This window comes from Deinococcus aetherius (genome assembly GCF_025997855.1).
Classification (GTDB): domain Bacteria; phylum Deinococcota; class Deinococci; order Deinococcales; family Deinococcaceae; genus Deinococcus; species Deinococcus aetherius.
Window position 1 is genome coordinate 152,839 of record NZ_AP026561.1, and the last position, 12,993, is coordinate 165,831.

Genomic DNA, 12,993 nt, shown 5'->3' on the forward strand with positions numbered 1-12,993 from the left:
CCCGCCCCTCGCCCTACCCCCACGGCCCCCCGGTGCCGCCCGACGCCTTCCATCAGTGCGCTCCCTTGCGCCTGAGCACCACCTGGACGGTCGCCGCCAGGAGCGTCAGGTCGAGCCACGGGCTCCAGCGGCGCACGTACTGAAGGTCCATCTGCACCCGGCTCTGGAAGCTCGCGCTGCTGCGGCCCGACACCTGCCACCACCCGGTCATGCCGGGACGGCAGCTCAGGATCACGTCGGCGTGCGGCCCGATCTTGGGACGTTCCCGCGCGAGGTAAGGGCGCGGCCCGACGAGGCTCATGTCTCCCAGGAGGACGTTGATGAGCTGGGGCAGTTCGTCGAGGCTGGTGCTGCGCAGCAGTCGGCCCACCCGGGTCACGCGCGGATCGTCTTTAAGCTTGTGGTAGGTCTCGTAGTAGGCCCGGGCCTCGGCATCCTGTTCGAGCAGCTCGGCTAGCCTCTCCTCGGCGTTCTCGTGCATGGTGCGGAACTTCCAACAGCGGAAGGACCCCCCGCGCCAGCCCATCCGGGGCGCCCCGTACAGCACCGGCCCCCGCGAGTCGAGCGCCACCGCGAGCCCCACCAGCAGCAGCAGCGGCGTGAGGACCGGGAAGAGCAGGGTGACCACCAGGAGGTCGAAGACGCGCTTTTGCCGCAGGTCGCCCGGCTCCAGATGGCGCCGCCGCGCCTCCAGCACGCTGAAATTTCCCAGGTGGTGCGAGCCCGCCCAGCGGCTGTCCGAGGCAGGCTGGCTCACCATCACGAGCACCCGGCGAAATAGGGCGAGCGGCCCGTCGAGCAGCCGGTCCCGCACGGCGTAGGGGATGTTGGGCACCGCCAGGATGGCGACGTTGGCCTGGCCGTCCGCTACCGGGTGGTACCCCAGGCTCCAGTCGCTTTTGAGCGTCTGCATCAGCAACGCGGCGGCCTCCCCGTGCCCGATCACGGCCACATCCACCCCCCACGCCCCGGCGCGGTGCAGCAGCCACCGCGCGCCGACGCGCGCCAGCAGCGCGGCTGGAATCCCCAGGCCCAGGCCCAGGACGAGCAGCAGCGCCGCCGCCCCCACGCCCAACTGTCCGGCGAGCGCGGCGCCCAGCAGGGTCGGGAAGGCCGCCGCCGCCGGGATCACGGTGCGCCGCAGCCGCTCGCTGGCGTCGAGGCCGTACCCGGGGTAACTGCGAATCAGCACCGCCGCCATCAGCCAGGTGGCGGTGAAGCCGAGCTGCCAGGGCAGGCGGCCGATATGGGTCACCGTGAGATGAAGCACCAGCCCGCAGGTGAACCACACGGCCAGCGCCTCGGCCGCCGCGAGCACCAGGCCGTTCATGAGCGCCCGCCGGTCGAGGTCCCCGGTGGTGGGAACTTGGACCCGCACGTCGGGCGACTCGCCGGACGAGGCGGTGCTCGCCGAGGCCGGAGCCTCGCTGGACCGCAAAAGTTCTTCCGAGATGACCGAGTGCGTCACGCGCGTTTCCCCCTGGAGCGGCGGGCGGGTTCCTTCGCCGCGCCCCGCAGGGTCGGTATCCGAGCCCTGCCCTGTGCCTGCCTCCGAAGGTAGGGGTTTTCAAAGATGATCAACGGACGCTCAGGCGGCCGAGCAGCGGGAAGAAGCGCGCCGCCCGCAAATTCGAAGGTTTTCCGACAGCAAGAGCCGTGTGCGGAAGACCGAGCCGAGCTTTCTTGTCGTGGCACAAAACGTGACAAGCCTCACTTTAATCTGAATTTTCTCATATTACATCTGTTTCCAGTCGGCCTTGTCTGCATTTTTGCAGGCCATTAGTCGATTCAAGTGGCTCCGTTGTCATTTTATGAAAAAGTAAGGAACTTCCTTAGTTTTTATTATCCCTGCCAGGAGGATAGAGACGGTTTTAGAAAGCAACTCTTCCCTTGGGATACCTTGCCGCTTATAGGACGTTGGGGGAAATCACCACGTACATATCCAAATTTTGGAGTTATGAACAAATTTTCAGGAGTGCGAAATTCTTTATGTGCATATGATTAAGGTTGAAGTGTCGGGCGTCACGTACATCCCCTGAGCCTCCCACCCGAGGACATGCCCTCACCCAGCGGTGGGGGCGTTTTCCTGTTCAGGGACGGAGGCTCAGAAGGCGTACCGCACCCGGCACTCCGGCAATTCGCGCGCCAGCAACTCGGTGAAGCGGGCGACTGCCTTGCCCTTGAAGCCGTGGCGGTAGCGGATGTTCTCGCCGCCGTGCTCCGAACGCTTCGTCTCCTGCCAGCCGGGGCGCCACAGCAGCCGCTCGGCCCGGGGATGCCAGCCCAGGTTGACCTCGTGCAGCGCGGCGTTGTGCGTCAGGAAGATCACCTCGGCGGCGAGTTGCGCGCGTGCCTTCTCCGAGAGCGAGTCCCGCACCTCGCGCAGCAACTCCGCGTAGTCGGCGGTCCAGCCCTCGTAGATCACGACGGGCGAGAAGTTGAGGTGGACCTCGTACCCGGCCTCCACGAAATCGTTCACGGCGGCGATGCGTTCGCGCATAGGCGAGGTCCGCACGTCGAGCACCCGGGCGACGGAGCGCGGCATCAGCGAGAAGCGCACGCGGGTCTTGCCCTGGGGGTCGTAGGTCAGCAGCTCCCGGTTCACGAACTTGGTGGCGAAGGACGCCTTGGCGTTCGGCAGCTCGCGGTAGAGCGCCACGAGGTCGCGCACGTTGCCCGAGAGCAGGGCGTCCACGCTCAGGTCGCTGTTCTCGCCCACGTCGTAGACCCAGAACCGGGGATCGACCTGATTGGGCTCCGTCTTGGGCCCCAGCCTCTCGGCGTGACGGCGCAGCGCCCGCAGGGTCTCCTCGATGTTCACGAACGTGGTGATGGGGTTGGCAAAGCCCTTCCGGCGGGGGACGTAGCAGTACGCGCAGCTCATCGCGCAGCCGTTGGCGAGCCCGGGGGCGATCCAGTCCGCGCTGCGCCCGTTCTCGCGCACCGTGAAGGTCTTGCGCACGCCCAGCACGAGCACCTGCCGCTTGAGCCGCACCCAGTCGCGCACCAGGCCCGCGTTGCCGTGCAGCCCGGGAATGTTCCAGTGGGAGGGCACCTCGGTTCGCCCCACGTCCGGGAAGCGGGCCAGGATTTCGCGGCCCCGCGCGTACTCGGTCACCCGGGGCTCCAGGTAGATGTGGCGGATGTCGAGGAGCCAGGGGGGCATGTTTCCAGGAGAGCACGGACGAGGGCGGGCCGCCGTCCCCGATCACCCAGAGTGCCGATTCCCAGAGGGGAAGGGGCGGGGTCAGGAGGCCGCCTCCCCCTCCCCCGCCGTCCAGCGCACGAAGCGCATGACCTCGGGCAGCGTTCCCGGGTCGGGCGTGTCGTCGAGGTGCCAGGCCCGCGAACGCCCGACCAGGGCGCGCCACGGCTGCGGCAACGCGCCCAGGGCCCAGGCGACGGCGCGGGGCTTGCTCGGCAACTCGCCCGTGAGCAGGGTGAAGAGCGCCCGGCACATCGTCTGGACGGCGAAGGCCTGATAGCTGCGGCGGCGCAGCCACGCGGGCTCGTCCGGCTGGGAGGCCCACCAGCGCAAGGCCTCGCGGACACTGGCCCGCAGGTCCTCCGGCGAGATGGGCCCGACGAGCGTCCCCGGGTCGGGGCCGAGCAGGGTCACTCCGCGCTCGCGCACGATCCAGCGTTCGAGCACCCAGTCGGCGCCGTGCTCGCCCCGGGAGAAGGCCCAGTCCGAACCCACCGTGGGGTGGCGCCGCTCGTGCGGGCCGAAGTGCCGCAGCGCCGCCCGGTCGATGTAGGACCCCTCCAGGTGGCCCGCGTACGGATTCTCCAGCACGGCGAGTCGCGCGTGGAGGTCGGCGAGGGCGGCGAACTGATCGTCCGACACCGGGCGCCCCGTCACGACGAGGAAGTCGATGTCGCTGGACTCCGGGTCGAAGTCACCGAGGGCCAGGGAGCCGCGCAGGTAGACGCCGACGAGGTTGTCCTCCAGCGCCGCCCGCACCCCGGACACGAGGGCGTCCAGCATCGCGCGAACCTCGGGGGTGAGGCGGGGGTCGTTTTCGGGGAGGGGCATGGTGTGCCGTCATTCTGGGGAAGACCCGGACCTCCCTCAAGGGGAACTAGAGTGCAAGGGGAACTAGAGTGGCGACCGTGACCACCCGGCTCAACCTCTCCTCTCTCACGGGCAGCCTGCCGCGTCCCTTCTGGGTGATGTGGTGGGGCACCCTGGTCAACCGGCTGTGCGGCTTCGTGGTGCCGTTCCTGACCCTCTTCCTGACGGCGGAGCGCGGGCTCACGCCCGTGCAGGCGGCCCTCGCGGTGAGCGCCCTGGGGCTGGGGAGCTTCTTCGCCCAGCTCGTCGGCGGGGTGCTGGCCGACCGCCTGGGGAGGAGGCGGGTAATGCTCCTCGCGCTGGCGCTCAGCCCACCCTTCCTGCTCGCCCTGGGCTTCGCGCCGAGTTACCCCCTGATCCTCGCCTCAGCGCTCGTCTTCGCCCTCGTCGGGGAGATGTACCGCCCGGCTGCGAACGCCGCCGTCGCGGACCTCGTTCCCCCCGAGGAACGGACCCGCGCCTACGGGCTGATGTACTGGGCGGTCAACCTCGGCTTCGCCTTCGCGCCCCTCCTGGCGGGGGCCATCGCGGCGCGGTCGTACGCGCTCCTCTTCGTGGTGGACGCAGCCACGCTGCTGCTGTACGGCGCGTTCATCCTCCTCGGCGTGCCGGAGACGAGGCCGCAGGCCGCGCCGCGCGGGAAGGGAACGGGAGCCCTCGCCGTGCTGAGGCGGGAACCGCTTCTCCTCGCGTTCTCGGGGCTCACCCTGGTCTTCGCCCTGATCATGAACCAGGCGTATGTGACTCTTCCCCTCGCCATGCGCGCCGACGGGCTGGGCGAGGGCACGTACGGGCGGGTCATCGCGCTCAACGGGCTTCTCATCGTGGCGGTGGGGCTCTTCTCCGCGCGGCTGCTCGGCCGCTTCCCCGCCCCCGCCGTCCTGAGCGCGGCCCTGCTCTTGATGGGCGGAGGGTTCGGGCTCAACGCCCTGGCGGACACGGCCCCCCTGTACGCACTCGGTGTCCTGGTGTGGACGCTCGGGGAGGTGGCGCAGGCGGCCGTGGCGCCCGGGCTCGTCGCCGCGCTCGCGCCCGCCCACCTGCGCGGAACGTACGCCGGGGCGCTGGGGGCCACCTGGGGCCTGAGCGGCTTGATCGCCCCCACGCTGGGCGGCTGGGCCCTGGGGCACCTCGGCGACGGGCTGTGGTGGGGCTGCCTGGGGCTGGGAGTGATCGGCGCGCTCGGCTTCGGGCTGGTGGCGGGGCCGCTGGGGCGCCGACTGGCGGAAGCCGGGGAGCCGTGAGGAATCCCGGGCGCCGTCTTCACCTGGCCCTCAGCGAGTTGACTCCCCGGGTAAGCGCGGTACAAGGTGAGGCACCAGAGTCCGAGGCCGCCGTGGGTCGCGGCCCACGCAGGGGCTCAGCCGCTGGAGAGCCGGGCGCCGGGCGGCCACTGGACGGGCAGGGGCACGCGGCCTCGTAGACGCACCCCTGCCCCCCGCATGTGGGTGGGGCGGCTGATATCTCAGCCCACGTCGATCATGACCTTCATGCTCGCGCGCTTCTCGCCGCCCGCGAACTCGAAGGCCTCCGGCGTCTGCTCGAACGGATAGCGGTGGGTGACGAGCGCGTCGAGGTCCACGGCCCCGCTCTCCACGAGCGCGATGGCCGCCGGGTAGCAGTTCGCGTAGCGGAACACACCCCGGATGCTCACCTCACGGCTGGCGGCCGAGACGATGTCGAGACTCACCTCCGGGTCGGGCGGCAGGCCCACGAGAACCGTCGTGCCGCCGGGGCGGGGAGCGGCGAGGCTCAGGCGGGTGGTCGGCAGGCTCCCGGCCGTCTCGAAGGCCGCGTCCACCCCGGCGTGCGTCTCGGGCAGATCACCGCGCGTGATCTCACGGATGCGGGTGATGGGGTCCTCGTGCCGGGCGTTGACCGTATGAGTCGCTCCCACCCTGCGGGCGAGGTCGAGCCGGAAGTCCTCCAGGTCCACCGCGATCAGGGTGGTCGCCCCCGCCGCCCGCGCCGCTTGCAACGTCGTGCAGCCGATGGGCCCGGCCCCGAAGACCGCGACGCTCTGCCCGGGCGAGACAGCCCCCCTGCGCGCCGCCCACACGCCCACCGCGAGGGGTTCGATCAGGGCGCCCGCGTCGTCGCTGATGGCGTCGGGCAGGGGGAAGGCGAAGTCGTCGGGCCAGATGACGTGCTCGGCGAGGGCGCCGTGGACGGGCGGGGTCGCCATGAAGGTCATCTCGGGGCAGAGGTTGTACTCGCCGCGCTTGCAGTAGGCGCAGCGGCGGCAGGGGTAACCGGGCTCCAGCGCCACCCGGTCGCCAATCTTGACGCGCGTGACACCCTCGCCCACCGCGTCCACCACACCCATGACCTCGTGGCCGAGGACCAGGGGGGCGGTGACCACGAACTGCCCGATCCTGCCGTGGGTGTAGTAGTGAACGTCGCTGCCACACACGCCGATGCGCCGCACTCGCACGCGGACCTCCCGGGGACCGGGGGCCGCCACCTCGCGCGTCTCCCAGCGCAGGTCACGGACGCCGTGGAGGACGCTGGTGCGTGAGGAGCGGGGGGAGGAGGAATCGTAGGTCGGCATGGTCGCCCCTTTCTTGAGTCCCTGGGACGGGCAGTTGAGCGACGGATCGACTTGGACGCTTAGCGCGCCTCCCTCCCCGCTCAAGGGGGAGGGGAACCCAGGCAAGCGTCCAGCCGGAAGAGGACGAGGATGGCGGCGGGCCTGGAACGTTGGGCCGCGTTCACCTCTGCCGGGAGGAGGTCAGGAGGGGGTCGGGGGCGGCGGAGGTGGGATCGTCCGCGAGGGCTCTCATGGCCTCGACGGGGCCCCCAAGGCTCAGGCGTCTGCGGGCGTCGAGGTACGCCTCCCGGAAACGCCCGTCCTCGCCCAGGTCCCCGAAGACCTCCCGGAGGTCGAGGAAGGCTCCCGGCCGCTCCGCCTCCCGGCGCACCGCCCCGGCCAGGGCCTCCGCGCGCTGGTCTTGCAGGGGCGGCAGCCCGCCCGCCGCGCCGTCCCCGCGCGTGACCGCCTCCAGGTAGCAGCTCCAGGCCGCGACGACGAGGGCGGCGTGCCCGATCTCGCCGCCCCGGGCCAACTGCTCGCGCACGACCGGGAGCAGGAACTTGGGAATGCGTTCCGAGCTATCCACGATGAGGCGGGCCAGGGTGTCCCGAATCGCCTCGTTCGAGAACCGGGCGATGAGTTCGTGGTGATAGGCGCCGAGGTCGATCCCGGGCACCGGCCGCAGGGTCGGCGTGCCCTCCCGCTCCATGTACCCCAGCAGGAAGCGGGCGAAGGGCGGGGCCTGACAGGCCTCGTGGACGAACGTGAACCCGGCGAGCAGGCCCAGGTAACCGACCGCCTGGTGCGAGGCGTTCAGGAGCCGCAGCTTCATCAGCTCGTAGGGCTCGACGTCACCCACGACCTGAACGCCCACGAGTTCCAGCGGGGGGCGCCCCAGGGTGAACTCGTCCTCCAGAACCCACTGGGTAAACGTCTCCGCCACGACCGGCCACCCGTCTTCGACGCCGGATTCGGCCGCGAGGTCCCGGCGGTCCGCGTCGGTCGTCGCGGGCGTGATGCGGTCCACCATCGAGTTCGGGAAGGCCACGTTCCGGCCCATCCACTCCCCGAGTTCGGGGTCCTTGAGGCGGGCAAACGAGGTCAGCGCCCGGCGCGTCACGTGGCCGTTGCCCTGGAGGTTGTCGCACGACATCACCGTGAAGGGCGGGACGCCGCGCTCCCGGCGCCGCCGCAGCCCCTCGGTGATGAAGCCGAAGACCGTGCGGGGCGCCGCCCCCGGACCGAGGTCGTGCCGGATGTCCTCGCCGGAGGGGTCGAACTCTCCGGTCGCCGGGCTCACGCTGTAGCCCCCCTCGGTGACGGTGAGCGAGACGATGCGGGTGGCCGGGTCGGCGAGGCGTTCCAGGACCCGCTCGGGGTCGTCCGGGGCGAACAGGTACTCGGTAATCGAGCCGATGACCCGGGCCTCGGACCTGCCGTCGGGTGAGCGTGTGACCAGGGTGTACAGGTGGTCCTGGGCGGCCAGCACGTCCCGCATCCGGGCGTCCGACGGCAGGACGCCCACCCCGCAGATCGCCCAGCCCTCGCCCGCCCCGGCATTCAGCAGCCGGTCGATGTACATGGCCTCGTGCGAGCGGTGAAAGGCCCCCACCCCGAAGTGGACGATCCCCGGGGTCTGCCGCCGTGGATCGTAGGCGGGGACGGCCACCCCCGGACCGAGGGCGTGAAGTGTGGAGAGGGACAGTTTGACCATAGGGAATTCTCCTGAACAGCTTGAACGGACTTCGACCGGCCAGGGGTGCGTGTTGTCCCGGTTCCCCCTTCCCCGTCAAGCCCGGGCGGGGGGAAGGGCCGGGGCCCTCACTTCACGGCCCCGAAGCTCAGGCCGCGCACGAGTTGCCGCTGCGCAATCCAGCCGAAGATCAGCACCGGCAGCACGACCAGGGTGGCGGCGGCGCTCAGTTGCGCCCAGAACAGGCCCTGGCTGGTCTTGAACTCGCCGATGAACACGCTCAGGGGCGCGGCATCGGCCGAGGTGAGGTTCAGCGCGAAGAACACCTCGTTCCAGGCGAAGATCAGCGCCAGCAGCGCGGTCGCGGCGATCCCGGGCATGGAGAGCGGCAGCGCGATCCCGAAGAACTCCTGGGCCACCGAGGCGCCGTCCACCTTCGCCGCCTCGTAGATGGCGAAGGGAATTTCCGACATGTACGAGTGCATCATCCACACGACCAGGGGCAGGTTCATCGTCGTGTACATCAGGATCAGGCCGAGCCGCGTGTCGAGCAGCCCCAGGTTGCGAAAGAGCAGGAAGAGGGGCACGATCACGCCCACGGCGGGCATGAACTTGGTCGAGAGCATCCAGGTCAGCACCCCCTGCGCCCGGCGGGTGGGGTACACCGCGAGCGCGAAGGCGGCGGGCAGCCCCAGGACGAAGGCGAGCAGGGTGGAGCCCACCGCCGCGACCAGCGAGTTCGTCAGGGCGGGCAGGTAGCTCGGCAGCGCACGCTGGAAGTTATCCCAGATGGGGGTGAAGAAGAAGACGGGCGGCGTGGCGAAGGCCTGCGCCTCGGTCTTGAAGGCCGCCATGATCATCCAGATCAGGGGAAACAGAAAGGCCAGCGCGAGCAGGTAGGTCAGCAGCGTCAGCAGGATGTTGCGCAGGCGGTGGCGGTCACCCACGGTGCGGGACGCCGGGCCGGAAGTTGGAACCGTGGTCATGTCAGCCTCCCCGGTTGCTCGCGGTCGTGCGGTTGATCAGCCTGAGCAGGTACACGGCCAGAATATTCGTCAGGATCACCGTCAGCACCCCCGCCGCGCTCGCCAGGCCGATGTTGTACTCGGCAAAGGCCTTCTGGTAGATGAAGTACGGCAGGTTCGTGGTGGCAATGCCGGGACCGCCTGAGGTCGAGCCGTAGATCTCGCCGTAGACCTGCAAGAGCGCGATGGTCTCCATCAGCACGACCACCTGGATGGCCTGCATCCAGTGGGGGAGGACGATGTGCTGGAACTCCTGCCAGGGCGAGGCGCCGTCGAGCCGCGCCGCCTCGATCTGGTCGTCGGGCAGGCTTTGCAGGCCGGTGAGCAGGATCAGCGCCGCGAAGGGCGTCCACTCCCAGGTGATCATCAGGATGACCGAGAACATGGGGAACTGGCCCAGCCAGTCCACGGGCGCCTGCCCGAAGTTCTGCGACACCCACGCGAAAAAGCCCGAGGTGGGGCTGAGCAGCATGTTCTTCCAGATCACCGCCGTGACGATGGGCATGACCAGAAACGACGAGATCAGCAGGGTCCTGAGGAGTGCCCGCCCCAGGAACTCGCGGTTGAGCAGCAGCGCGAGCGCCGCGCCGATGATCAGCGTCAGGATCAAGGTCCCGCCCGCCAGCACGACCGTGTTCAGCAGGATGCGCAGGTTCTGCGGATCACTCAGCAGCGTCACGTAGTTCCCGAACCCGATGAAGGGTCGGCTGGTGGGGTCCACGAGGTTGTACCGGAAGAACGAGTAGTACACCGTCATGAAAAACGGCACCTGCGTCGTCAGGATTAGGTACAGCATCGCGGGCCAGATCAGGGCGGCGGGGGTGAGCCGGATACCGCGTTTGGGCGCGGGCGGCACCCGCGTCGTGGTGGTGGGCAGGGTTTGAACCGTGGTCATGGGATCACCTCGTAGGGGGCGGGGGGACCGGGAGGCGCCTGGCTTCCTCCCGTCCCCCCGCTTCCAGCGTCAAGCCTCCGGGCGCGTTACTTCTGGAAGCCGCCCTCCTTGGCAACCCGGTTCGCGGCGTCCTGGCCCTGCCTCAGCGCCTGGTCGATGGAGGTCTGCCCGCTCAGCGCCCCCGCCATGTACTGCCCGACCTGGGTGCCGAGCGCCTGGAACTGCGGGATCGACACGTACTGGATGCCGGTGTAGGGCACCGGGTCCTTGGTGGGCTTGGTCACGTCGGCGCGGTTGATGGAGCTCAGCACGAGGTTGCTGAACGCCCCGGCGGCCTTCTTGTAGTTGGGGTTGGTGTACGTGCTCGTGCGGGTGCCGGGGGGCACGGCGGCCCAGGTGCCCTTGGTCTTGGCGACAAGGTTGATGTACTCGGGGCTCGTGGCCCAGGTCAGGAACTTGAAGGCGGCGTCCTCCTTCTTGGTGCTCTTGGGAATCGCCAAGTTCCACGACCAGAACCAGTTGCTGCCGCGCGGGGTGCCGGGGCCGACAGGCGCGTTGGCAAAGCCCACCGAATTCACGATCTTGGAGGAGGAGGGGTCGGACAGGAAGCCCGCCGCCACGGTGGCGTCCACCCACATGCCGCACTTGCCCTGGCTCATCAGGGTCAGGTTCTCGGTGAACCCGTTGCTCGTAGCGCCGGGGGGGCCGTACTTCTTCAGCGTGTTCACGTAGAAGGTCAGCGCGTTCTTCCAGGCAGGGGTGTTGAGCTGGGCCTGCCAGTTCTGGTCGTACCAACGCCCACCGAAGGTGTTCGCCATCGTGGTGATGAAGGCCATGTTCTCGCCCCAGCCGGGCAGGCCGCGCAAGCAGACCCCGTACACGCCCTGCGAGGGGTTGTGGATCTTGCTGGCGAAGGTCTGGATCTGCTGCCAGGTGGGGTTTTGCGGCATGGTCAGCCCGGCCTTCTTGAACAGGTCCTTGTTGTAGAAGGTCATGCTCGACTCGGCGTAGAAGGGGACGGCGTAGAGCTGCCCGTTCACGGTGAGCGCATTACGTACGCTGGGGAGGATGTCGTTGAGTTTGTACGAACTGGCGATGGCGGGGTTCTTCTGGAAGAGGGGCGTCAGGGGATCGAGCCAGCCGTTCTTGGCCCAGATCGGCACCTCGTACACGCCCACCGTGGCGACGTCGAAGGAGCCCGCCCCGCTCGCCACGTCCAGGGTGATCTTCTGGCGCAGCTCGTTTTCCGGCAGCACGACCCACTTCACGTTGATGTCCGGGTACTTCTTGTTGAACTCCGGGGTGAGCTTTTGCATCGTCACCATGTCGGGGTTGTTCACGGTGGCGATGGTGATCGTCGTCGCGGCCTGCGCGGTCGCGCACAGGGCAAGGCTGAGCAGGGCGAGTCGCTTCATGGGTGAAACCTCCTGGGACCGCGTGGGACGGCCTGGCGTGGGGCGGGCGACCTGGGGCAAGCAGGAACCTCGCGGGCTTGGGCCGGGGCCTCTCCCCCGGACTCCGTTTAGAATGGTCTCGTGTCCACGATTGAAACACACTCCGGCGAGCACGTCTAGTCCTCCAAGGTTGGACTGAGTACAGACATGGACACGGGGCCATCAGCGGGGCGGCGGCCCGGAGGGGGCGGGCCTACAATGCCCTCGTGTCCACGATTCAGGATGTCGCCCGGCGGGCGGGCGTCTCCCCCACGACGGCCAAACGCGCGCTGCGCGAGCCCGAGAAGCTCACGCCCGAGACGCTGGCCCGGGTGCGGACGGCCATCGCCGAGCTGCACTACGAGCCCGACGTGCGGGCCGGGAGCCTGCGGGGCGGGCATAGCCGCACGGTGGGGCTGGTGGTGGGAAGCATCGTGGAGCCCTTTTTCGCCGAGTTCGCGCGCACGGCGGGGCGCACGCTCCAAGCGGCGGGCTACACCCTGATCATCACGGAAAACGAGTACTCCGCCCGGCAGGAGCTGCCCGAACTCCAGCGGCTGTACGGCCAGCGGGTCGCGGCGGTCCTGGTGCGGCCCGGGTACGGCCCGGAGAGCCGCGAGTATCTGGAACGGCTGCGGGGGCGCGGGGTCTTCGTATTCGAGTACGACTACCGGCCCCCGGGCTCGTCCTTTCCCAGTCTGACCCTGGACAACGCCGCCGCGATGCGGGGGGCGGTGGCGTACCTGCACGGTCTGGGCCACACCCGCATCACCACCCTGGGCACCTACGACCCGGTCGTCCTGCCCGAGGAACGGTCGCGCGCCTTTCCGGGGGCGATGCGCGAGCGCGGTCTGGAGGTTGTGCTCGCCTACCGGCGCGTCGCCCTGCCAACCGAGGACACCGCCTACACGCTGACCCACGAGCTGCTGGGCCTGCCCGAGCCGCCCACCGCCCTGATCGCGCTGGCGGGCACGCAGGCGGTGGGCGCCTTCCGGGCCATCCGCGAGCGGGGGCTTACGCTGCCCCGGGACCTCTCGCTGCTGACCTTCGACAACTACCCCTGGACGGCGCTCGTGGACCCGCCCGTCACGGTGATCGAGCAGCCCGTGGAGGCGATGGCCGAGGCGGCGGCGCGGGCGGTAGTCGGCGCGCTGGAGGGCGGCGAGGTGGACCAGGGGCACCGGGTCATGCCGGGGCGGCTGATCGTGCGCGGAAGCTGCGCCGCGCCGCCCAGGGAGAGGGCGGGACGCTGAGCCCGGGGGGCGTTCGGGAAGACGCTTCGCCTGGCGTACACTGAAAGAACCCTTCAAGCCCTCCCGCCGCCCCGAAGGCGGCCGCC

The 12,993-nt window shown here is 69.5% G+C and carries 10 protein-coding genes; 2 read left to right on the forward strand and 8 right to left on the reverse strand.

Features of this window, described 5'->3' with window-relative positions; translation table 11 throughout:
* Positions 1-52: 52 nt before the first annotated feature.
* The 3 genes from DAETH_RS16935 to DAETH_RS16945 all read right to left on the reverse strand — a co-directional run bounded on the left by DAETH_RS16935 (position 53) and on the right by DAETH_RS16945 (position 4,036).
* Entirely contained in the window at positions 53-1,468 is a 1,416-nt protein-coding gene (locus DAETH_RS16935; protein WP_264777887.1) for an exopolysaccharide biosynthesis polyprenyl glycosylphosphotransferase, read from the reverse strand.
* 636 nt (positions 1,469-2,104) lie between these two features.
* Positions 2,105-3,166 carry a spore photoproduct lyase family protein gene (locus DAETH_RS16940; RefSeq protein WP_264777888.1) on the reverse strand — a complete coding sequence of 354 codons (1,062 nt, stop codon included), beginning with the start codon at positions 3,164-3,166 and terminating at the stop codon, positions 2,105-2,107.
* A gap of 81 nt (positions 3,167-3,247) precedes the next feature.
* On the reverse strand, positions 3,248-4,036 hold the full coding sequence (locus DAETH_RS16945; protein WP_264777889.1) for an aminoglycoside adenylyltransferase domain-containing protein: 789 nt from the start codon (positions 4,034-4,036) through the stop codon (positions 3,248-3,250).
* Positions 4,037-4,113: 77 nt separating this feature from the next.
* Here DAETH_RS16945 and DAETH_RS16950 point away from each other — a divergent pair, with 77 nt between their 5' ends.
* Positions 4,114-5,319, forward strand: a complete 1,206-nt coding sequence (locus DAETH_RS16950; protein ID WP_264777890.1) for an MFS transporter — start codon at positions 4,114-4,116, stop codon at positions 5,317-5,319.
* A gap of 221 nt (positions 5,320-5,540) precedes the next feature.
* On the opposite strand, the gene DAETH_RS16955 is transcribed toward DAETH_RS16950, so the two are convergent.
* The 5 genes from DAETH_RS16955 to DAETH_RS16975 all read right to left on the reverse strand — a co-directional run bounded on the left by DAETH_RS16955 (position 5,541) and on the right by DAETH_RS16975 (position 11,636).
* On the reverse strand, positions 5,541-6,626 hold the full coding sequence (locus tag DAETH_RS16955; protein ID WP_264777891.1) for an NAD(P)-dependent alcohol dehydrogenase: 1,086 nt from the start codon (positions 6,624-6,626) through the stop codon (positions 5,541-5,543).
* 160 nt (positions 6,627-6,786) lie between these two features.
* Positions 6,787-8,322 carry a mannitol dehydrogenase family protein gene (locus DAETH_RS16960; protein WP_264777892.1) on the reverse strand — a complete coding sequence of 512 codons (1,536 nt, stop codon included), beginning with the start codon at positions 8,320-8,322 and terminating at the stop codon, positions 6,787-6,789.
* Positions 8,323-8,429: 107 nt separating this feature from the next.
* Entirely contained in the window at positions 8,430-9,287 is an 858-nt protein-coding gene (locus DAETH_RS16965) for a carbohydrate ABC transporter permease (protein ID WP_264777893.1), read from the reverse strand.
* Between the two features lies 1 nt (position 9,288).
* Positions 9,289-10,221, reverse strand: a complete 933-nt coding sequence (locus DAETH_RS16970; protein WP_264777894.1) for a carbohydrate ABC transporter permease — start codon at positions 10,219-10,221, stop codon at positions 9,289-9,291.
* Between the two features lie 86 nt (positions 10,222-10,307).
* Complete coding sequence (locus DAETH_RS16975; protein WP_264777895.1) at positions 10,308-11,636, reverse strand: ABC transporter substrate-binding protein; 1,329 nt, start codon at positions 11,634-11,636, stop codon at positions 10,308-10,310.
* Between the two features lie 245 nt (positions 11,637-11,881).
* Between DAETH_RS16975 and DAETH_RS16980 the strand changes: the two genes are divergently transcribed.
* Entirely contained in the window at positions 11,882-12,907 is a 1,026-nt protein-coding gene (locus tag DAETH_RS16980) for a LacI family DNA-binding transcriptional regulator (protein ID WP_264777896.1), read from the forward strand.
* Positions 12,908-12,993: the final 86 nt, after the last annotated feature.

Excerpts from the sequence above, each read along its gene's own strand:
- DAETH_RS16940 (WP_264777888.1), bottom strand. The coding sequence starts at position 3,166 with ATGCCCCCCTGGCTCCTCGACATCCGCCACATCTACCTGGAGCCCCGG.
- DAETH_RS16945 (WP_264777889.1), bottom strand. The coding sequence starts at position 4,036 with ATGCCCCTCCCCGAAAACGACCCCCGCCTCACCCCCGAGGTTCGCGCG.
- DAETH_RS16955 (WP_264777891.1), bottom strand. The coding sequence starts at position 6,626 with ATGCCGACCTACGATTCCTCCTCCCCCCGCTCCTCACGCACCAGCGTC.
- DAETH_RS16960 (WP_264777892.1), bottom strand. The coding sequence starts at position 8,322 with ATGGTCAAACTGTCCCTCTCCACACTTCACGCCCTCGGTCCGGGGGTG.
- DAETH_RS16965 (WP_264777893.1), bottom strand. The coding sequence starts at position 9,287 with ATGACCACGGTTCCAACTTCCGGCCCGGCGTCCCGCACCGTGGGTGAC.
- DAETH_RS16970 (WP_264777894.1), bottom strand. The coding sequence starts at position 10,221 with ATGACCACGGTTCAAACCCTGCCCACCACCACGACGCGGGTGCCGCCC.
- DAETH_RS16975 (WP_264777895.1), bottom strand. The coding sequence starts at position 11,636 with ATGAAGCGACTCGCCCTGCTCAGCCTTGCCCTGTGCGCGACCGCGCAG.